The organism is Bifidobacterium pseudolongum subsp. globosum (assembly GCF_004155535.1).
GTDB classification, from domain to species: Bacteria; Actinomycetota; Actinomycetes; order Actinomycetales; family Bifidobacteriaceae; genus Bifidobacterium; species Bifidobacterium pseudolongum_C.
Map to the genome: position 1 here is coordinate 23,436 of NZ_RYUH01000014.1, position 20,599 is coordinate 44,034.

The window sequence follows — 20,599 nt, forward strand, 5'->3', positions numbered from 1 at the left end:
ACACGGCGCGTTTGTTCTAAAAAATCCCTATAATGTGCACAATTCACGCGCCGGTTCGGCCGGCTGCGGCGTTCTTCTTCGCCGCGGCGATCATCAGTTTGATGCGGTTGAGCTGGTTCGCCTCGCTCGCGCCGGGGTCGTAGTCGATCGAGACGATGTTCGCCTGCGGGTAGAGCCGACGGATCTTGCCGAACATGCCACGGCCCGTGACATGGTTTGGCAGGCACGCGAACGGCTGTGCACAGATGATGTTGGGGCAGCCCGATTCGATGAGCTCCACGATCTCGCCCGTGAGCAGCCAGCCTTCGCCGGCCTGCACGCCGATCGACGTGACGGTCTGCGCCTTGGCCACGAGCTGGTCCATCGGCAGGTCCTTGTCGAATTTGCCGCCGCTCGCCTCAAGCGCGCGGTTCACCGGGTTCATGTAGGCGTGGATCACGCCTTTGAACGCCGTGTACAGCGCCTTGTTGCGCCCCGTTCCCAGATGGTGCTCGTTCCATTCGTTGATGTACGGGCGCATCGTCATGAAGTCGATGATGCCGGGCACCACGGCCTCACAGTCCTGCGACTCGATCACCTCGACCACGTGGTTGTTGGCGTCGGGCTGGTATTTCACGAGGATCTCGCCCACCACACCGACACGCACCTTGCGCTCGACGTCCTTGAGCGGCAGCGCGTCGAAGGTCTCCACGATCTTCGCCACGAGCTTGGCATACGGCCAGTATGCGTTGCCGTACAGCATCTTCGCGGTCTTCGACATGCCGTGGTTGAGCAGCGTCTCGCGCACGATCACGTTCCACCGCTCGTACAGGCGGTTCGCGGAACCCGGATTCGCCTCGTACGGGCGCACACGGTACAGGCACTTCATGAGCAGGTCGCCGATGACAAGCGACTTCGCCGCACGGTGCAGCAACGGCACTGTGGGCGTGAAGCCGGGATTGTCCACAAAACCTTGCGTGGAGATCGCGATCACGGGGATCTGCGGGTAGCCTGCATCCACGAGCGCCTTGCGGATGAGCGCGAAGTAGTTCGTGGCGCGGCACATGCCGCCGGTCTGCGAGATCGCGAGCGCCGTGGTGTCCGGGTTGTACCGCCCGGATTTGATGGCCTCGACGAGCTGGCCTACGGTCATGATCGCCGGGTAGCAGGCGTCGTTGTTCACGTATTTGAGGCCGGTCTCCACGTCGGTTTTGCTGGCGTGTTCGAGCACGTCGAATTTGTATCCGGAGGCGCGTATGGCCGCTTCGACGAGCCGGAAGTGGATGGGGCTCATCTGCGGGGCGACGATGGTGTAGTCGCGGCGCATGTCCTTGCCGAAGGGCACGCGGTTGGCGTAGGCGCTCATGGTGGCGCTGTGCCGGTTCTGCTGGGCGCCGGCGCCGGCCTGCTGGCCCATGACGGCGTCGAGCAGGATCTGCCGGCCGGGTGTGGGCGCTGCGGTGCCGGTGTGCCGGAAGGCACCGGCTGCGGGCGTAGCGGCGAGCCGGGCGTTGCGTTCGCGTTCCTCGACGGCGGCTTTGAGCGAGCGCAGGCGGATTTTGGCGGCGCCAAGATTGGAGACTTCGTCGATTTTGAGCATGGTGTACACGTCGGCTTTGTCGGCGAGGATCTCGGACACCTGGTCGGTCGTCACGGCGTCGAGGCCGCAGCCGAACGAGTTGAGTTGCACGAGTTCGAGTCCGGGCCACGAGGCCACGAAGTGCGCGGCGCGGTAGAGGCGCGCGTGGTAGGCCCACTGGTTCATGACGCGCAGCGGCATGGTGGTGACCTTGCGGTCTTCGACGTGCCGGAACCCTTCGCTCGTGTGGGCGGCCGGGTCGGTCTCATCTTCGTCGAGGTATGCGGTGAGTGCTGGCACGTCGTTGGGGTCGAGCCAGCTCACGGAGTCTTCGGAGAGCACGACCATGCCGAGCGAGCAGATCGTCTCGGGGATGCCGTGGTTGACTTCGGGGTCCACGTGGTAGGGGCGCCCGGCGAGCACGATGCCGCGGCAGTTGTGCTCCTTCATGTAGGCGAGCGCGCGCACGCCTTCCTGCTGCACATCGTGTTTGAACACGGTGTCTTCGGCGTAGGCGGCGGCGACGGCTGCTTCGGCCTCCTCGCGCGTCACGCCGGCCCATGCGAATTCCTCGACGATGCGGTCGACCATGAGGCTGTGCTTGGAGAGGTTGAAGTAGGGGCGCATGAACCGTATGCCGTCCGCACGCAGTTCGGGCATGTTGGCGCCGATGACCACGGGGTAGTTGGCTACGACCGGGCAGTTGTAGTGGTTGTCAGCTTCGGGCACCAGGTCGTCTTCGAACGAGACGCATGGGTAGAAGATCGTGTGGATGCCTTTGTTGAGGAGCCACTTGATGTGCCCGTGCACAAGTTTCGCCGGGTAGCAGATGTTTTCGGACGCGATGGATTCGATGCCGGTTTCGAACAGTTCGTGGTTGGAGCGTCCGGAGATGACGACTTTGAATCCGAGGCTGGTGAGCAGCGTGAACCAGAACGGGTAGTTCTCGTACATGTTGAGCACGCGGGGTATGCCGATCTCACCGCGCGTGGCCTTCTTGTCGGTCAGGCGGCGGTAGGCGAAGGCGCGCTTGTATTTGAAGTCGTACAGGTTGGGCCGGTCGCTGCGTTTGCGTTTGGCGTCGCCGCCGCGTTCGCACCGGTTGCCGGTCACATAGCGCGACCCGTCGTGGAATGTGGTGATGGTGAGCTTGCAGTGGTTCTGGCACAGTTTGCACACGTCACGTTCGGTCGTCATCGACAGCTCGTCGAGGGCCACGCCGTGCAGGATGCTCGAGATGGTGTGGTCCACGCCGTCGATGCGCGCGACATGTGCGCCGGCGTCGTCGGTGTCGCCGTCCGTGTCGTCGGCGATGTCATCGTAGTGCATGCGCGCGGTGAGTGCGGCGCCGTAGGCGCCCATGAGTCCGGCGATGTTGGGGCGCGTCACCTCGCGTTCGGTGAGCAGTTCGAACGCGCGCAGCACGGCGTCGTTGAGGAACGTGCCGCCCTGCACCACGACCGTGCTGCCGAGCTCGCCCGAATCGCGCAGTTTGATGACCTTGTACAGTGCATTGCGCACGACGGAATAGCACAGGCCGGCGGCGATGTCCTCGATGCTCGCGCCCTCTTTCTGCGCCTGCTTGACGCTCGAGTTCATGAACACCGTGCACCGCGAGCCCAGATCCACGGGGTGTTCGGAGGCGAGCGCCGCCTGCGTGAACTCCTCGATGGTCAGTCCCATCGACCGCGCGAAGGTCTGCAGGAACGACCCGCAGCCCGATGAGCAGGCTTCGTTGACGGCGATCGAATCGATCACACCGTCGTCGACGGCCAGGTATTTCATGTCCTGGCCGCCGATGTCGATGACGGCGGTGACGCCTTGGCTCACCATTTCGGCGCCGCGGTAGTGGGCCATCGTCTCCACCACGCCTTCGTCGAGATGCAGGCCGGTGGCGATGAGCCCTTCGCCGTAGCCGGTGGCGCAGCTGCGCGCGATCCAGGCGCCTTCGGGCAGGTCGTGTTCGATCGTGCGCACGATCTCGATCGCGGCGGTCAGCGGGCTGCCGTCGTTCGTGGCGTATGACGACCAGACGATCTCGCGGTCGTCGTTGACGAGCGTGGCCTTGATCGTGGTCGATCCGGCGTCGATGCCCAAAAAGTGCGGTCCGCGTGCGCCTTCGAGCGTGCCGATGTGCACGTGCTCGCGGTGGTGGCGCGCGTCGAACGCCTCACGTTCGGCACGGTTGGCGAACAGCGGCGGCATCGTGGCGGTGTTCGCCGGCAGTGTGCTCAGGTGTTCGAGTGCGGCGATGATGTCGTCGGCCGAACGCGCCGGATAGTCCTCAGCGTGCTCGATCTGGTCGGATTCGCCCGCGATGAGCGCGGCTCCGTACGCGACGTACAGGTGCGCGTCGGCGGGCGTGACGAATTCGTCGGCCTTGCCGTCGAGCGCGCGGCGGAACGCTTCGCGCAGCTCGCTCATGAAGAACAGCGGTCCGCCGAGGAACACGACCGTGCCGTGAATTGGCCGGCCCGAGGCGAGGCCGGCGATCGTCTGCGTGGCCACGGCGGTGAAGATCGACGCGGCGAGGTCGGGTTTGGCGGCACCGTCGTTGATGAGCGGCTGCAGGTCCGTCTTCGCGAACACGCCACAGCGCGACGCGATCGGGTACAGCGTGGTGTAGTCCTTCGCCATCGCGTTGAGTCCGGCGGCGTCGGTGTCGAGCAACGTGCTCATCTGGTCGATGAACGCGCCGGTGCCGCCGGCGCACGAGCCGTTCATGCGCTGTTCGGGCGTGGGCTTGAGATACGTGATCTTGGCGTCTTCGCCGCCGAGTTCAATGATCACGTCGGCCTGCGGCACGTCCTGGTCGATCGCGCGCGTCTCCGCGATGACCTCCTGCACGAACGGCACATGGATCGCGTCGGCGAGCGCGAGGCCGCCCGATCCGGTGATGGCGAGCGCGATCGGCTCGTCCGCGCGGCCCAGTTCGGCGAGCTTGGCGCGGATGTCGCGCAGCAGCCCCTCCATCGTGGCGCGCACGTTCGCGTGGTGGCGGCGGTAGTCGGCGAACAGCGTCTCGCCGAGCGCGTCGGAATCGTCGAGCACGACAGCCTTCACTGTCGTCGAGCCGATGTCGAGGCCGACGCGCAGCGGGCGCGCGGCGGACCCACGCATGCCGTGGCCGGCCGGCTGTGCGGCTTGGCTGGTGTGCTGCGTGGGTGTTGTGTTGTCGTTCGGCATGCGTTCGGGTGCCGTCTGAACCATCGATACCTCGTTCATCTTCGGGCGTGCTGGTGCGGGCGCGCGCATGGTCGCCTTGTGTTCCGCGCGCGCCGCCCCAACGTCAATAATCCGATTATCTTAGTGCCGAGCGGGTACGTTGTGAAGGGCCGGTTCAGCGTGCGGCTCACTGCATGAACACTCACCTATACTTTCTCTAACCGATACACGCGCGCCATTGCGCCCGGCAGTCCGCCCTTTCGACGATGGCGCGAGAAACGAGGCTGGGATGAGCGGTCGGAACACAGATGGGGATGGGCAGCTGCACCCCACGCAGCGCATCGACATCGCGATGGAGCAGTTCGAGGAGGAGCCGGCCACGCAGGCGCTGCCGGTCGATGCAATCCGTGCGAGCGCGGCGCAGGCGGCGCCGCCGAGCTATGCGGTGGGTGGGGCGCCGGCGCCGCAACCGCCCAAGCACAAAACGTGGCCGATTGTGGTGGCGGTGATCGCGCTCATCGCGCTGATCGGCGCGGTGATCGGCGGCGTGGTGTACAGCCACAAGCATTCCGAGGCGCTCGCCCGTTGCCGTACGGCGGTCAGTGAGTTCAGTGACGCGCGCAAGGCGTTGCTCGCCACAAGCGATGATTCGCCGGCAATCCAGCGGTTCATCCGCAATGTGCTGGGTGTGGACGACATTCTCGACGCGGTGGCGAAGGCCGCGACCGCCGCCGAGGGCACGGTCTCGGACGAGGGGTGTGCCACCAACGCGACGGTCATCCAACTCAATCTGGTCGCAGACACGCTCACCAGCGCCACGGATTCGCTGCGCGAGTCCACGAAGCAGATCGAGCAGAAGGCGAAGGACAAGGTGGATGACGCACTCAGTGGCGAGAGCCTCAAGCAGGGCGCCTCCGATACGCTCGACAAGGCGGGCGAGGCGGCCGGCGACGCCGCCGACAGCGCGAAAAGCGGATTGCAGTCCGCGCTCGACCGCGCCGGCGACGTGCTCGACGACGTGCGTGAGCACTACGACGGCTCGGCCGTCGGGTCATACCTGACCGGCGCGCTGCAGAAGGCGGTCGACGCCGGCCAACGGCTCATCGACGACTCGGGCATCAAGGATTCCAAGGTGTACAAAGCGGCCGAGGTGACGATCAATGAGGCGATCGACGCGGTAAACACGTGGATCGACACGCAAGCGTCCAAAGCGGACTAGCGTGCCGCGCGCGTCAGCTCGCGTCGCCTTCGCCGGCGGCACGCTCATGGCCGTAGATTTCTGGAATGAAGCGCTCTTGGTCGTGCAGCTTGCTCCAGATGACGACCTCGCCGCGCTCAAGGCTTGCGGGAACGTCGATAATCCGCTGGTTTGACGAACCACGGAACTGCAGCAACGAGTCATGCAGCGTCTTGATGTACCGGCCGTCGACGAGGATGTCGATCTCGCGCAGCAGGTCGAGCTTGTCGGGGCTCTCCCCTTCGCGCATGAGCTCCTCCCACGTGTAGCCGGTCCAGCACCAGATGTCTTTCGTGTGGCCGAAGCGTTCGCGGATCTTGCGGGCGAGCGGCAGCAGCACGCCGGTGTTGAGCAGCGGTTCGCCGCCGAGGAACGTGATGCCCTGCACGAAGCCCTGCGCAAGGTCGTCCATGATCTGCGCCTCGAGCTTCTCGTTGTATTCGTGGCCCGCCTGGAAATCCCAGATCGACGAGTTGTAGCAGCCCTCGCAGTGGAACGGGCAGCCCGACACATACAGCGAGCAGCGGATGCCTTCGCCGTCGGTCATGAGGAACCGCTTGTAGTCGGCGATCATGTTGTGGCTCATCGCATTCGTCCACTGCCCCGCGCGCGGGTTGTTCGTCAACGGGCTCGGCACCGATGGGCCCCGGTATTCCTTGGTTTTGACGAAATCGTGGCGTGTGCCTGCCTGTACCATGCGTTCCTGCTCCTCCATGCCCAATCTGCATCCATCATGACACAGGGCGGCACATCCCGCGTTCACCGCGGATGTGCCGCCCTGCCGGTCGCGCTATGCGCGTGCGTTTACTTCGTTTCCTCGAACCATTCGCGCGTCTCGCCGTTGCCGAGCGTGACGCGGCCGGTCTCACCAGCCATGTGCTTGACGCGGTGGGCGATCTCCTCGTGGCGTCCGTGCACCATCGGGCGCTGCACCGGGTTGCCCAAGTAGCCGCACGTGCGCTTTGTCACATTGCACTTGTCCGGGTCGGAATTGCCGCACTCAGGGCACTTGAAGCCCTCTTCGGTCGGCTCGAAGTCTCCTTCGAAGCCGCATTCGAAGCAGTGGTCAATCGGGGTGTTGGTGCCGAGGTAGCCGATGCCGATGTTGTACGCGTAGTCCCACACGGCCTCGAGCGCCTTCGGGTTGGCCTGCAGGCACGGGAACTCGCAGTAGTTGATGAAGCCGCCCGAAGCGTAGTACGGGAAGTCCTTCTCGTAGTCGAGCTTCTCCATCGGCGTGGGCTGCAGCCACACCGGGTAGTGGAACGAGTTCGTGTAGAAGTCGTGGTCGGTCACGCCCTCGACCTCGCCGAACTTGTCGCGGTCCATGCGGTTGAAGCGGTCGGTGAGCGATTCGGCCGGCGTCGAGTACACCGAATAGTGGTAGCCTTCGGCGGCGGACCAGTCCTTGCACAGCTGGTTCATGCGGCGCACGATCTCGAGCGCGAACTCCTTGCCCTGCGGGTCCCAGCCGTGGTCGCGCATCCAGTTCTTGCCGTAGAAGACCGCGGTCGTCTCATACAGACCGATGTAGCCGAGCGAGACGGTGGCGCGCTCGTTGCGGAACAGCTGGTCGACGTTGTCGTTCGCGTCCAGTCGGCCGAACGCGCCGTAACGGAACAGCGTCGGCGCGTTGACCGGCGTGGCCTGCTTGCAGCGCATGATGCGGAACTGCAGCGCCTGGTGCGCGGTCTCCATGCGCTCGTCGAACAGGCGCCAGAAGCGGTTCACGTCGCCGTGCGATTCGAGCGCGATGCGCGGCACGTTGACCGTGACGACGCCCAGATTCATGCGGCCGTCTTCGACATCCTCGCCCGTCTGCGGGTCGATCCATCCCTGCAGGAACGAACGGCAGCCCATCGGGGCCTTGAACGAGCCGGTGATCTTCACGATGTTGTCGTAGAACACCACGTCGGGGTACATGCGCTTCGTCGAGCATTCGAGCGCAAGCTGCTTCAAGTCGTAGTTCGGGTCGCCCTGGTCGGCGTTGACGCCGTGCTTGATCGTGAAGACGAGCTTGGGGAAGATCGCCGTGTGGCGGTCCTTGCCCAGGCCGCGGATGCGGTTGAGCAGGATCGCGCGCTGGATCTCGCGGGCGAACCAGCTCGTGCCCAGGCCGAAGCCGACCGTAACGAACGGCGTCTGGCCGTTCGAGACGCGGTTCGAGTTGATCTGGTATTCCATCGTCTGCATCGCGTCGTAGATGGCCTTGCGCGTCATGATCTTCGCGTAGACCTCACGCAGCTGGTCGAGTTCGGGCAGGTCCTTGTCGAACGCCTCGTCCATCGGCAGCGGCTCGCGGTTCTCGAAGTGCAGCCAGCGCGGCTCCTGCTCCTTGAGGCCGCGCACCATGTCTTCGGCCACGGCGATCGGCGTCGAATCGGGGATCATGGCGCGGGCCATGTCCATGTTCTTCGCATAATCGCGCTTCGCGTAGTCCTCGAGCATCTCGTCGGCGCGGTTGACGGTCTGGCCGCCGTACTGCGCGCCCGCGATGTCCTTGATGATCTGCGTGATCTGCGTGGCGGCGGTGCCGATGGACTTCGGCGAATCCATCATCGCGTTGCCGAGCGCGAACCCGTGGCGCAGCATGTCGCCGAAATCGGGCAGCGAGCAGTTGTTCATCGACGTGAACGGCGAATAGTCGGCGTCGTGGAAATGGATGTCGCCCTTCATGTGCGCGTTCGCCACCGCGTCGGGCAGCATCGAGAACGCGGATGCCTTGGAGACGGCGCCGGCGAGCAGGTCGCGTTGCGTGGCGTAGACGTTCGAGTCCTTGTTCGCGTTTTCGCGCACGAGCGACTCGTCGCGGTTGACGAGGCGCTTGACGGCCTCGTTGATGTCAGTGGCCTTGGCTCGCTCGATGTCTTTGTTGAGGCGGTAGTTGGTGTAGGTGCGCGCCACTTCGTACAGGTGGTCCTCGATGAGCGCGTGCTCCACAAGGTTCTGGATGTCTTCGATCTTGGCGGGACCGTTGTAGCGTTCCTTGATTTCGCCTTCCACCTGGCTGGCCAGGTCGCGGATCATGCGCTCCTCTTCGGGCCCGACTTCTTTGTCGAGGTCCGCGAAGGCGGACTTGACGGCTTCGACGATGTTGACGGGGTCGAAATCCACGATGCGACCATCGCGCTTTTCGACCAACACCGTGGTCGCGTTCCTTGCCTGTGTCCGCGGGGCGTCCATGACCTGAGCTTCCATGCGCTTTCCTGTTCTCTTAAGGGACCGGTGCCACCCGGCCGTGTTGCCGAAGCGCCCGCTGCGGTGGGGCGCCATACTTGCCTGACAGAACTGTACGCCAAAGCCACCCCCCATATCTAGTACAACGCGCCGGCAAATGACCCATATCTTGGGTTTTCGTTGAAATTCCGCCCCAAATGTCATGCGTGTGATACTCATCACGAACCACCTTGTTCGCCGTGCGGAAATCCACGCGAGCCTATGGTATCCCAAGCGCCCGGCCGAGGTGCGCGCCGGTGCGTTCGCTGGCCGGGAAAACCAACCGACACGCCGCATTGCGCGCCTTGACGATGTCCGTTCGCTGATGGAATCTAGTCAGTATGGTTTGGAACAACAACAATGGCTCGGGCGGCGCCGGCTCGCCGCTCGACAGGCCGCGCACGCCCGACGAGCTGCCCAGGTTCGCGCGCGACACGACCCCCGAAAACCCGTGGCCGGTCTCGCTGCTGAGCCAGCATTTCCACGACGCCGTGGAACGCTGGCCCGCCGCATGGATCGAGGGGCAGATCATCGAGATCAACGCGCGGCGCACCGGCACGGTGTACCTGACGTTGCGTGACAGCTTCCAGGAGGTGTCGATCTCCGCGCTCGGCTTCGGCGCGTTCGCACAGAAGGCGCGCGCGTTCCAGCAGGGCGACCGCGTGGTCATGCACGGGCAGGCCGATCTGTGGGTCAAATCGACGCGCCTGAGCTTCCGCGCCGACGACATCCGGCGCATCGGTTCCGGCGGCATCAAGGAGCAGATCGACGAACTGCGCAAGAAGCTCAAGGGCGAAGGCCTGTTCGACGAATCCAACAAAGTGCCGATCCCCGAATTCCCCACGACGATCGGCATCGTGTGCGGCCCCGGAGCCCGCGCGGAGGGCGACATCATCACGAACGTCAACCTGCGCTGGCCCATCGTGCACTTCGCCGTCAAATACGCGCATGTGCAGGGCCCGCAATGCCCCGCCGAAGTGGTGCAGGCCATCCAGGAGCTCGACGCCGACCCGGCGGTGGACGTAATCATCGTGGCGCGCGGCGGCGGCAGTTTCGAAGACCTCATCGGATTCTCCGACGAACGCGTGGTGCGCGCCACCGCCGCCTGCGTGACGCCGATCATCTCGGCGGTCGGGCATGAGGACGACTGGACGCTCATCGACTTGGCGTCCGACATGCGCGCCTCCACCCCCACCGACGCCGCCAAACGCGTGGTGCCCGACGTGCGCGAACAGCAGCAGCTCGTCGCGAGCGCGATCGGCACGATGAGCATGCGCATGCGCGCGATGGTGGACAACGAGTCGCGCCTGATCGAGGGATATGTGAACCGCCCGAGCCTGACCCACCCGCAGACGATGGTCGAATCCCACGAACGCGACATCGCCGACGCCGTGCGCGCGATGCGCATCGGGCTGACGCGCATCGTGGACGATGCGCAGATGCATGTGGAGAAGCTCAAGGCCACGCTGACCGCGTTGAGCCCCCAGTCGACGCTCGACCGCGGCTACGCGGTGCTGCAGAACGCCAGCGGCCATGTGGTCGACGACGCAGGCGATGTGCATGTGGGCGACGAGCTGACAATCACCCTGCGCCACGGCACCGTGGTGGCGCAGGCCCAAGCCACGCACGTCTAAACACGCCGACCCAGAACAATCCCTAACAACCGCAATCCAATCCACATACATCACACATCCCAAGGAGACACCATGGCAGACGACATCGAAATCACGCAGACCGAAGAGACCATCACCGGCGACGAATCCACCAACACCGCGCAGCCCGCACCGCAGGCGGCCACGAGCCTGACCCAGGAGGAACGCGACCTCATCGCCGCCATGCCGTACGAGGAGGCGCGCGACAAGCTCGTGCAGGCCGTGCGCGCACTGGAGAACGGCGGCCTGAGCCTCGACCAGTCGATGCGCCAGTGGGAGATCGGCGAGGCGCTCGCCCAGCGTGCCGAGTCCCTGCTCGCCGACGTGCGCGCGCGCCTCGACGCCGCACAGGCGCAGCAGGCGCAGACCGCGAGCACGGCCGGCACGCAGGAAAACCTGCAGTAATCGGCCGCTAGCGGCGCGTGAAGTCGAGCGTGGCGAGCAGTGCGCGGTGATCCGAGCCACCGATGCGCACCGTGCTGACCTGTCCGACGACCACACCACGTTCGGTGACGATGTGGTCGATGCCCGAGAACGCCGGCAGCCACGGTTTGTCGGCGGGCCAGCTGAATACAAGGCCGTGGCCGCTCGCGCGCGCCGCGTCCTGGAACCGCGAGCCGAGCAGGTCGCGGAACACCGCGTGGTCGTAGGTCGCGTTGAAATCGCCCATGAGCACGTATTGTGTGCCGGTGCGCGCGGTCAGTTGCTGCATCTCGGTGAGTGACTTGCGCCACAGGTCCCACGACTGCGCGGTGGGCGACGTGGTGTGCACACTGACGAACCGCACCGGCAGCGCGCCGTTGTCAAAGCGGAGAGTGCCGGCGGGCATGGCCGAGGCGCTCGACGGGAACTCCGCGTCGGCCGGCTGCCGCAACGGCTGCGCGGACCACAGACCGTTGCCGTACGTACCATCCGACGACGCGCTGACCGCATAGGGCAGGTAATCCCCGATGCCCGCCTGCTCAAGCCGCTGCACGAACTGCGGCGTGGTCTCCTGCAGCGCGAGCACCTCGATATGCTGGTCGCGCACCGCGTCGACGATCGCCTGCGGGTCGGCGGCGCCCTTGTACACATTGCACGTCATCACGCGCGCGAACGCGTCGTCGGTGGCGGGTTTGGCCTGCGCCACCGCGGCGATGGCCTGCGCGCCGAGCGGCTCGCCGTTGCGGTAGAACGGCAGCTGCCAATAGCCCTGCAGCACGATGCACGCCACGGCCACCGCGGCGGTGAACCAACGGTGTGCAATGCACGCGCAGACGAGCGAGACCACCGCGGCGAGCGCGAACCACGGACTCAACGCGATCACATACGGCACATACGGCAGCGCCTGCATGTCTTCTGGCAGCAGACGGGCCGCGCAGCCGAGCAATGCGACGAGTGCGAACAGGGCCCCTACGGAAGCCAGAACAGGGTGCCTACGCGATGCCATATGGTGCCTCCTTGCGGGCGGTTGTGCGAACTTACATCGACAGCATATGGCCGGCTCGCCCGCCTGGGTCCACCGGCCGCATGCCACCCACGGTACCCGCGGCCGCCCGACCGGCGCCATCCTCCCCGCGAATGATTCGCAGCGCGCCGAAAACCACAGCGCTGGCCACAGGCCGTGGCGCTGTGTATAATGGCAGGTTGTTTGCCCTGGTAGCTCAGTGGATAGAGCACCGCTCTCCTAAAGCGGGTGTCGTCGGTTCGAATCCGATCTGGGGCACCATATGCCGTGGCTCTTGGTGCGGCACGGCGTTTTGGCAGTCCTTGAGACCCAACAGACCTAACGGCCGATTACCCATTGCAATTAACACAGTTTGCCCCACATGTCCATTTTGATGGTAGTTAGTACGTAGAGTAGACTTTCCAATGCAGTCCATGCAGTAATTCAGTCAATGTCGACACTGGAGAAGGAGTCGAAATGCTGTCACAAAAAATCAGAACAATGGTTGGGGTTACTCTTGCATGTTGTCTCACCGCCAGTCTTACCATGTCCGCCGCTTACGCAGTGGATGCCGAAACGGTAACAACCACCACGCAGAGTGCACAAGCTCGAAACAACGATTTCTCAATACAGGGTGCTAATATCCTCGGAAACCAACTCACGATGGGTGTATATACTACGGAAAACGTCACTTCGGATTCCGTAACCATCTACAACGGAAATTCCAGTGCCTGGTGGTCGTCATCCGATAATCAAGTTGCCTCCGCATATACAACGGCTACCCGAACAAGCACCATCTCTTTCGGTAGCTACTCACGGACGATGGTACAGATTGAAGGCGCCATTCAAGGCCATGCTGCAGGTGAAGCCGATATCACCCTCCACATTGGCGATTATTCATCCACGGTGCATGTCACCGTCCGGGTCATCCCAGTGGACTCCGTACATATCCGCGAAAATGATCTCTCCATGTATGTCGGGGATTCCACGACGTTGTCCACCTATGTTTCCCCGAGCAACGCAACCAATCAAAACGTCACATTGACGAGTTCCGATCCGTCAGTCGTATCGGTCAACGGTCACGAACTCACCGCACGCAAGCTCGGCACCGCGAAAATCACCGCCACGGCAGGCGGCAAGTCCACTTCGATTACGGTTACGGTAGCCAAACGCCCTGTCGACACCGTCACCATCCAAGGAGATGCGGTAAGCAACGGCATCTTGCGTATGTCAGCGCTCTCTTCTTCGAAACTGAATGCAACTGTCTCCCCTGCCAATGCCACCGACCGTAAGGTGACCTGGAAGTCCTCCGATGACAAGGTCGCATCGGTCGCGGCCGACGGCACCGTCACCGCACACAAGACCGGCGACGCGACGATCACCGCCAGCGCGGGTGGCAAGAACGCGACCGTGAAGGTCGTCGTGCACCCGCAGGTCGAGAAGGTCGCCATCAAGGGCGCGCATGTGCAAAACGGCAAACTCGACATCACCGTGTTCAAGACCGACAAGCTCACCGCCGACGTCCTGCCCGTCGAAGCGCTGGACAAGACCGTGACGTGGAAATCCTCCGATGACAAGAAGCTGAGCGTGTCGAAGGATGGCGTCATCACTGCGCATATGGCCGGAAAGGTCGAAGTCACAGTGACAGCCGCCGGTAAGTCTGATACCGTGACCGTGACCATCGGGTTCAAAGACGTCAACAACGACACCCCCCATCATGAGGACATCCAGTGGATGGCCAACAACGACATCACCACAGGGTACCCGGATGGCAACTACCTGGGCATGGGCAAGGTGTTCCGTCAGGACATGGCCGCATTCCTCAGGCGTGAGGCCCAGCTGCGCAACATCGGCGATTCCCGCATGTGGAAGCCGTCTGCAGAGGATTGGCACCGCTTCACTGACGTGAATGAAAGGACCCCGCACGCCGAGGATATCCTGTGGCTCGCCCATGCAGGCATTGCCGAAGGGTACCGCAATGCCGACGGCACATGGCGTTATGAGGGCATGACCTTCGTCTACCGTCAGGACATGGCCGCGTTCCTCGAACGCATCGCCAAACTCGCCCACAAGGCATCAAGCGTCAAGCCAAAGACCGATTTCACCGATGTGGTGGCAGGGCAAACTCCACACTACCGAGAAATCGAATGGCTTGGCGGGTCGGGCATCGCACAGGGTTACCGCAATCCAAATGGCACATGGCGCTTCGAAGGCATGACGCCCACCTACCGGCAGGACATGGCCGCGTTCATCCAGCGACTGAACGCACTGCTTGAACGTTGACCTCGCGCCTCCCCTGAACAGTCGATGTGACCTGTGCCGTTGGTTGACGGCGCAGGTCACATCGGCTTTTTCGCAACCGTACGCCCGGGAATTTCCAATACTGTACAAGAAAAAACATGCCACTGCACCCACCGATATGAGACTTGCGGGGCCGCACGCGCACACCGGGCGGTACAGTGGGGCGAAACAGCAGTAGCACCGACGAAAGAAGGCCCACAATGACGATGGCCGCCTGTGGTTCCGTGACCGCCGAAACACTTGGATTCGAAGCCTCGCAGGCGATTCCCGCGGCGAAAGGCACCCTGCCGAAGGGCTTGTTCGCGGCGAAACCGACCGCTCCCCTTTCCGCGAAGACCAAACAGCATCTGGTGCACGGCATCGCGTCGATCACGATGCTCGCGCTGCTGCGCCCGGCGAACACCGGTCTTGAGGCGAGCGCCCGCATGCCGGAGGTCCTGGTGCTGGGCCTGCGCCTGGCCGACGGCGTGCAGGAGACGCCGGACGATGTCATCGAGCTCATCGCCTCACAGCGCGCATCCGGCATCCTCTTCGCCGTGGTGCGCACGGCCGAGCATGAGGGCACCACGCGCGAGGAATGCCAGTTCGCCGTGCGCCGCGCGATTCCCGGGCGCGCCGGGCATACGCCCACGTTCCGCGTATTCCACAGCGCATGGGAGCCGGCCGGCGAGATGTTCCTCGATGTCAACGGCGCCACGATGGACGAACTGTGGGCGTCGTTGTGCTCGCAGACGATCCTCGGTTCCATCGACCACGTGGACCTCGACGCGCGCATCGCCCGCGCCGAGCGCATTCGCGCGCTGGAGGCTGCGGTCGCGAAGCTCACCGCCGACCACAAGCGCGCAAAGAACCCCACGCAGCGCAACGAGATCTACGCCAAACTGCACAAGGCGAAGAACGAACTCGCCGCGCTGCAGTAAGCGCGACAAGCCGTCAGAATCCGAAGCGCGTGCGCCCGTACTGGTCGATCCAGCGCAGGATCGCGCCTTCGCGCAACGCCCACGGGCACACTTCGATTTCGTTGATGCCAAGCGCGCGCATGATCTCGACGGCGATGATGCCCGCGCCCACGATCGTCATGGCGCGGTCCTGCGTGATGCCGGGCAGTGCGGCGCGCTGGGCCGGTTCAATCGCCGCGAGGCGCGGAATCCAATCCTCGAGCTGCCCGCGCTCCACGCACAGCGCGTCCTCGCGCCCTGGCTGGTGGATCACCGTGCCGGCTAGGCGTGCGAGCGAACGGATCGCCTTCGACGTGCCGACGGCGTGGCTCGAATAATCCTCGGCGGGCACGGCGTCGACGACCGGCGCAATCATCTTGCGTACTTTCTTGTATGCCGCGTCGAGGTCTTTCACCGACGCCATGCCGCCCGGCAGCAGGTCGCGCGTCACGACGCCGGCGCCGGCGTTCACGGCGGCGGCGATGGTGGGCTCCTCGTCGGAGCCGAGCGCGACTTCGAGCGAGCCGCCGCCGATGTCGATCATCAATAGACGGCCGGCGTCCCAGCCGTACCAGCGGCGTGCGGCGAGGAACGTCAGACGCGCCTCGTCTTCGCCAGAGAGCACAGTGACGCGCTGCCCGATGACTTCTTCGAGCCGGTGCAGCACCTTGTTGCCGTTGGGCGCCTCGTGAATCGCGGAAGTGGCGAGCACAAGCAGTTGCGAGACCTTGGATTGTTCGGCGAGCCGCATGGATTCGTCCACCGCGGTGAGCAATGCGTCCACCGCGCTTTTCTTGATGCTGCCATCCTCTTTGAGATGGTCCATGAGCCGCACCGTGGTCTTCGAGCTCGCTTCCGGCTCGGGACGCGCACCTACGGCCGCATCGACCACAAGCATATGCACGGTGTTCGAACCGATGTCGAGCACGCCCAGACGCGTGGAACGCAGTTTCAGATTCGCCATGATACCTCTTTTCCTTCCTCCATCGACGGGATCACTGCGCCCGCTTGGCACCGAGCGAGCCGACAAATGCGCGTAGACGGTCCAATCCCTCGCGCAGGTCGTCGCGCGATGCGGCGTACGACAGCCTCACATGCGTGTCCGCGGTCGCTTCGCCGAAGTCGGCGCCGGGGGTGAGCGCCACATGCGCCTCCTGCAGTGCGCGCTCGCAGAATTCGGTGGCGCTCAGACCCGTGGAACTCACGTCGAAATACGCGTAGAACGCGCCGTTGGGAGCCACGTCCACGGGCAATCCAAGGCCGCGCAGGCCATCGATCACTATGGACCGGCGTTCGAGCAGCTCAAGCCGGCGCCGCTCGCTGATGGCGAGCGCCTCGCTGCTGAAGCACTCCACCGCCGCGATCTGTGTGGGCGTGTGCGCGCTGAGGAAGAAGTTGGTCGCAAGGTTGTCCACAGCGTCCACGGTGGCTTCGGGCACCACGATCCAACCAAGCCGCCAGCCGGTCATACCGAAGTATTTCGAGAAACTGCTGCATACGATCGCGTCCGGGTCGATCGAGAGCACCGATGGCACGCGCGTGCCGTCCGGCTCCACATCGGCCAGATCAAGGTAGGTCTCGTCGACGATGCGCCAGGCGTCGTGCTCGCGCGCATAGTCGCACACGGCGCGCAACGTGTCCGGGGCGATGGTGGTGCCGGTGGGATTCGACGGCGAGGTCACCATGACGGCGCGCGTGCGTTTGGACCAGTATTGGCCGAGCAGCTCGGGGGTCAGGTGGAAGCGCGTGTAGGCGCTTGTGGGCACGTCCACCACCACACCTTCGAACGCACGCACGAGTTCGCGGTTGGTGGGGTATGACGGGTCGGCGATGAGCACCTCGCTGCCGGCGTCCACAGTGAGCGCGACGGCGAGCAGCAGCGCGGTGGACCCGCCCGCTGTGATGACGATGCGCGAGGGATCGACGCTCACCTGATGCTGTGTGGCGTAGAATTCGCTGATCTTGCGGCGTAGCGCCGGCAGGCCCTTCGCCTCGGTGTAGGGCAGGGCGCGCCCGTCGTACAGGTCGCGCATGGCCGTGCGCACCGGTTCGGGGGCGTCGTAGTCCGGCTGGCCCAGGTTGAGTTTGATCACGTGCACGCCTGCCGCCTCCATCATGTCCGCCTGCGCGCCGATGCGCATCGCGCGGAACGGGTGCACGGCGCCGGCGCGCGTGGCGAGCGGCGGCAAGGTGTGCAGATTATGGGATTCGTCCATCACGGTCTCCTTTTGGGCGTTGTATGCGCGCCCTGATTCACATGCCCTGTGGTTCATACTACGCGTTGGGCGTCATGTGCCATCGCGCGGTCGGCGAAGTGCCTACGGTGGGAATAGTGCGCCCGCGCACCGCACGGAAATGCTTCCATAAGAAAGGCGGCCCTGATGACCGATTCCACCCAATCCCAACCCGAGGCCACGACCAGAGGGAGCGACGCGGCACGCCCGCTCAATGTGGCGATCCTTGGCGCAGGCCGGATCGCCCGCACGATGGCCAAGACCCTCACCATGATGGCCGGCTCCCCCACGTACAGCTCGATGGTGGTGCCGTATGCCATCGCCTCGCGCTCACAGGGCAAGGCCGACGAATTCGCGGCCCAACACCATCTGCCCCACGCCTATGGTTCCTACGACGCGATGCTCGCCGACCCGAACGTGGATCTGGTATACATCGCCACCCCCCACAGCCTGCACGCCGAACAGGCCATCGCATGCATGAAGGGCGGCAAGCACGTGCTCGTGGAGAAGGCCTTCGCCGCGAACCTCGAGCAGGCGCGCGCGGTCATCGACGAATCCGACAAGACCGGCCTGTACTGCGGCGAGGCGATCTGGACACGGTACATGCCGTCGCGTGCGATCATCGACCGGATCATCGATTCCGGGCGCATCGGCGCGGTGACCGGCATCAACGCCAACCTGTGCTACCCCATGACCCACAAGGCGCGCCTGACCGACCCGAACCTCGCGGGCGGCGCGCTGCTCGACGTCGGTATCTACCCGCTCACGTTCATCGACATGGTCATGGGAGCCCAGGAGATCGACCACTTGGCCACCTCGATGCAGCCCTACCCCACCGGCGTGGACGCGCAAAGCACGACGACGCTCTACTACGCCGACACGACGATGGCCACGGCGCTCAGCTCGATGCTGTGCGCCTCGGACCGCGACGGCATGGTGTACGGCACGGAAGGATACCTGGCGTGCCGCAATGTCAACAACGTCTCCGCGGTCGACGTCTACAACAACGGCCATGAGCGCGTCGACCACATCGACATGCCCGAACAGCTCACCGGCTATGAATACGAAGTGGCCGCAAGCGTGCAGGCGATCCGCCAAGGGCGCCGCGACTGCATCGAGATGCCGCATGTGGACACCCTGCGCATGATGGCGCTGCTCGACCAGATCCGCGACGAATGGGGCCTCGCGTTCCCATTCGAGCACCAGGACTGAGCATCCGCGCGCATGGCCACCATGTGAACCGTGCGCGCGACACACTCTGAGACGGGCGCGTACACATCGTAGAACCATGCCGGTGCTGTGCCCGGGAAACTGCTAGCGTGAACCGTATGCGCACCGGATCGGGCCGCCCGGCAGGGCCCCGGCGCCGCGCGCACAGCCACACGAGGCCGCCGACGGCGCTGCGGCAAGGGGACGACACATGACAATGCGAGCTGACAGTTCAAACATCGCGCAGTACCGCGAACTGACGCAGATGGTGGATTTCGTGGAGACCGAATGGGGATTCGACGAGGAATTCGACGGCCCCACGTTCCTGTGGGACCCCACCATATCGTCATGCTCGCAACACGAGGACGCGCGGCGCAACCCCACGCCGGTGGCACAGCCCGATGAGGCGCGGCTCGTCATGGCCCAGCCGATGCAATGGTATTTCGATGGCATCGCCGCCATCACCCCAAGCGCCACCCCCACGCCCGAAGGCGGCATGGACGTGCCATGCAAGGACATGCCGTCGTTCCGCTTGGAATCGCAGGCGCTCGCCGGCGTGGAAGCGGTCGTGGCCAACGCGCTCGCGAGCAACCAGTGGCTCGACGCCACGCGCAACCTGTGCATGGCGGTCGAACTGACCGCACGGTTCATCGGGTCGTGCGAGGACCGCAATCAGGAATGCCTGGAATACCTCAAGGAACTCATCCAGCTCGTGCGCATCTACATGGATTCGGTGGCGCGCAACGCGGACCCCGAGACGAGCGCGCAGGCGCTGCGCATGGTGACCGACGTGGCGTGCAACGAGGACTTCCGCATCAACCCGATGCCGATGGTGGAGCTGCTCTCCTGCTGCCTGTCGTTCGCGCAGTGGGACGACACGCGCGTCTTTGCGTATGAGGCGCTGAACAACGCGGTGGCCAGCATGGACGGCATGGCGCGCCAGTACGGTGACGACGCAATCGCCGACGCCCGATTCCGCGAAATGGTGACCGGCGAATACGCGCATGAATTCGCCGATCTGGACGGGTTCGAAGGGTTCGACGACGAACCGGACCCCAACACCTGCACGGACCGGCGTGAGCTGGAGCTGCACGCGCATTTCCACTTCAAGCAGGCGATGCTGCTCATGCGGCACGACCTGATGCGCATGAGCGGCGACGCGGACGAGGCCGACGCGCTGCTGCGCGAGCACTGCACGATCGCGCCGCTCGCCGACGCCTATGCGGCGCGGCTGATCCATGCACGCCGATGGCGCGACCTGCTCGAGTTCATCGACGATGTGGAAACGCGCCGCCCCGAACAGTTCACGATCATGTTCCCCGAAGACCTTGTGCCCTATGACTGGGAGTCGCTGCGCGAGATCGCGTTGCAGGGCCTCGACGAGCGCGGGCAGTTGCAGGAGATCTACCGTGCGCGCGTGCTCGGCGCGTTCGACATGGATGAGTTGGCGGCGCTGACGAACCTGCGGCGCCTGTGCGACGACCGCACATGGGACGAGCAGTCCGCGCGGATCGTGGACGACTACCACCATGAAGGCCCGCATCTGGCGCGCAACCCCGTCTACGAGCACATGCTCGTGATGCGCGCCATGCGCAACGAGGCCATGCGCTACCTGGAGGATTTCCCAGACGCATGGCCCGATCTTGCGGCTATTCTCTAGCGG

13 protein-coding genes and 1 tRNA gene are annotated in these 20,599 nt (G+C 64.5%); 8 read left to right on the forward strand and 6 right to left on the reverse strand.

Annotated elements, in window-relative coordinates; translation table 11 throughout:
• Nucleotides 1-43 precede the first annotated feature (43 nt).
• On the reverse strand, nucleotides 44-4,678 hold the full coding sequence (locus tag PG2093B_RS07165; protein ID WP_129898030.1) for an acyl-CoA dehydratase activase-related protein: 4,635 nt from the start codon (nucleotides 4,676-4,678) through the stop codon (nucleotides 44-46).
• A gap of 334 nt (nucleotides 4,679-5,012) precedes the next feature.
• Here PG2093B_RS07165 and PG2093B_RS07170 point away from each other — a divergent pair, with 334 nt between their 5' ends.
• Entirely contained in the window at nucleotides 5,013-5,942 is a 930-nt protein-coding gene (locus PG2093B_RS07170) for a hypothetical protein (protein WP_242502856.1), read from the forward strand.
• Nucleotides 5,943-5,955: 13 nt separating this feature from the next.
• On the opposite strand, the gene nrdG is transcribed toward PG2093B_RS07170, so the two are convergent.
• Together nrdG and nrdD are read right to left on the reverse strand one after the other, a co-directional pair.
• Nucleotides 5,956-6,657, reverse strand: coding sequence for an anaerobic ribonucleoside-triphosphate reductase activating protein (nrdG, locus tag PG2093B_RS07175; protein ID WP_129897909.1), 702 nt, complete (start codon nucleotides 6,655-6,657; stop codon nucleotides 5,956-5,958).
• Nucleotides 6,658-6,764: 107 nt separating this feature from the next.
• Entirely contained in the window at nucleotides 6,765-9,158 is a 2,394-nt protein-coding gene (nrdD, locus tag PG2093B_RS07180) for an anaerobic ribonucleoside-triphosphate reductase (RefSeq protein WP_129897910.1), read from the reverse strand.
• A gap of 359 nt (nucleotides 9,159-9,517) precedes the next feature.
• On the opposite strand from nrdD, the gene xseA reads away from it, so the two are divergent.
• Together xseA and PG2093B_RS07190 are read left to right on the forward strand one after the other, a co-directional pair.
• Entirely contained in the window at nucleotides 9,518-10,810 is a 1,293-nt protein-coding gene (gene xseA / locus PG2093B_RS07185; RefSeq protein WP_129897911.1) for an exodeoxyribonuclease VII large subunit, read from the forward strand.
• Nucleotides 10,811-10,882: 72 nt separating this feature from the next.
• Nucleotides 10,883-11,233: an exodeoxyribonuclease VII small subunit gene (locus PG2093B_RS07190; RefSeq protein WP_129897912.1), complete on the forward strand. Its 351-nt coding sequence runs from the start codon at nucleotides 10,883-10,885 to the stop codon at nucleotides 11,231-11,233.
• A 7-nt stretch (nucleotides 11,234-11,240) separates the two neighbouring features.
• Here the strand turns inward: PG2093B_RS07190 and PG2093B_RS07195 are convergent, their stop codons facing one another.
• Nucleotides 11,241-12,257: an endonuclease/exonuclease/phosphatase family protein gene (locus PG2093B_RS07195; protein ID WP_129897913.1), complete on the reverse strand. Its 1,017-nt coding sequence runs from the start codon at nucleotides 12,255-12,257 to the stop codon at nucleotides 11,241-11,243.
• 203 nt (nucleotides 12,258-12,460) lie between these two features.
• On the opposite strand from PG2093B_RS07195, the gene PG2093B_RS07200 reads away from it, so the two are divergent.
• The 3 genes from PG2093B_RS07200 (at nucleotide 12,461) to PG2093B_RS07210 (ending at nucleotide 15,475) form a co-directional block, all read left to right on the forward strand.
• A tRNA-Arg gene (locus tag PG2093B_RS07200) sits at nucleotides 12,461-12,536 on the forward strand.
• Nucleotides 12,537-12,731: 195 nt separating this feature from the next.
• Entirely contained in the window at nucleotides 12,732-14,537 is a 1,806-nt protein-coding gene (locus PG2093B_RS07205) for an Ig-like domain-containing protein (protein ID WP_129897914.1), read from the forward strand.
• Between the two features lie 218 nt (nucleotides 14,538-14,755).
• Nucleotides 14,756-15,475, forward strand: coding sequence for a DUF4391 domain-containing protein (locus PG2093B_RS07210; RefSeq protein WP_129897915.1), 720 nt, complete (start codon nucleotides 14,756-14,758; stop codon nucleotides 15,473-15,475).
• Nucleotides 15,476-15,488: 13 nt separating this feature from the next.
• Here PG2093B_RS07210 and PG2093B_RS07215 read toward each other — a convergent pair whose 3' ends face one another.
• Together PG2093B_RS07215 and PG2093B_RS07220 are read right to left on the reverse strand one after the other, a co-directional pair.
• Nucleotides 15,489-16,457 (reverse strand): Ppx/GppA phosphatase family protein, encoded by a 969-nt coding sequence (locus PG2093B_RS07215; RefSeq protein WP_129897916.1) that lies wholly within the window; start codon nucleotides 16,455-16,457, stop codon nucleotides 15,489-15,491.
• Nucleotides 16,458-16,488: 31 nt separating this feature from the next.
• Nucleotides 16,489-17,709, reverse strand: coding sequence for a pyridoxal phosphate-dependent aminotransferase (locus tag PG2093B_RS07220; protein WP_129897917.1), 1,221 nt, complete (start codon nucleotides 17,707-17,709; stop codon nucleotides 16,489-16,491).
• A gap of 165 nt (nucleotides 17,710-17,874) precedes the next feature.
• Between PG2093B_RS07220 and PG2093B_RS07225 the strand changes: the two genes are divergently transcribed.
• On the forward strand, nucleotides 17,875-18,939 hold the full coding sequence (locus PG2093B_RS07225) for a Gfo/Idh/MocA family protein (protein WP_129897918.1): 1,065 nt from the start codon (nucleotides 17,875-17,877) through the stop codon (nucleotides 18,937-18,939).
• Nucleotides 18,940-19,147: 208 nt separating this feature from the next.
• On the forward strand, nucleotides 19,148-20,596 hold the full coding sequence (locus tag PG2093B_RS07230; protein WP_242502858.1) for a hypothetical protein: 1,449 nt from the start codon (nucleotides 19,148-19,150) through the stop codon (nucleotides 20,594-20,596).
• The last annotated feature ends 3 nt before the right edge of the window (nucleotides 20,597-20,599 follow it).

Coding starts and splice junctions, on each gene's coding strand:
- PG2093B_RS07165 (WP_129898030.1), bottom strand. CDS start 4,678: ATGCGTGGGTCCGCCGCGCGCCCGCTGCGCGTCGGCCTCGACATCGGC.
- PG2093B_RS07170 (WP_242502856.1), top strand. CDS start 5,013: ATGAGCGGTCGGAACACAGATGGGGATGGGCAGCTGCACCCCACGCAG.
- nrdG (WP_129897909.1), bottom strand. CDS start 6,657: ATGGTACAGGCAGGCACACGCCACGATTTCGTCAAAACCAAGGAATAC.
- nrdD (WP_129897910.1), bottom strand. CDS start 9,158: ATGGAAGCTCAGGTCATGGACGCCCCGCGGACACAGGCAAGGAACGCG.
- xseA (WP_129897911.1), top strand. CDS start 9,518: ATGGTTTGGAACAACAACAATGGCTCGGGCGGCGCCGGCTCGCCGCTC.
- PG2093B_RS07190 (WP_129897912.1), top strand. CDS start 10,883: ATGGCAGACGACATCGAAATCACGCAGACCGAAGAGACCATCACCGGC.
- PG2093B_RS07195 (WP_129897913.1), bottom strand. CDS start 12,257: ATGGCATCGCGTAGGCACCCTGTTCTGGCTTCCGTAGGGGCCCTGTTC.
- PG2093B_RS07205 (WP_129897914.1), top strand. CDS start 12,732: ATGCTGTCACAAAAAATCAGAACAATGGTTGGGGTTACTCTTGCATGT.
- PG2093B_RS07210 (WP_129897915.1), top strand. CDS start 14,756: ATGACGATGGCCGCCTGTGGTTCCGTGACCGCCGAAACACTTGGATTC.
- PG2093B_RS07215 (WP_129897916.1), bottom strand. CDS start 16,457: ATGGCGAATCTGAAACTGCGTTCCACGCGTCTGGGCGTGCTCGACATC.
- PG2093B_RS07220 (WP_129897917.1), bottom strand. CDS start 17,709: ATGGACGAATCCCATAATCTGCACACCTTGCCGCCGCTCGCCACGCGC.
- PG2093B_RS07225 (WP_129897918.1), top strand. CDS start 17,875: ATGACCGATTCCACCCAATCCCAACCCGAGGCCACGACCAGAGGGAGC.
- PG2093B_RS07230 (WP_242502858.1), top strand. CDS start 19,148: ATGACAATGCGAGCTGACAGTTCAAACATCGCGCAGTACCGCGAACTG.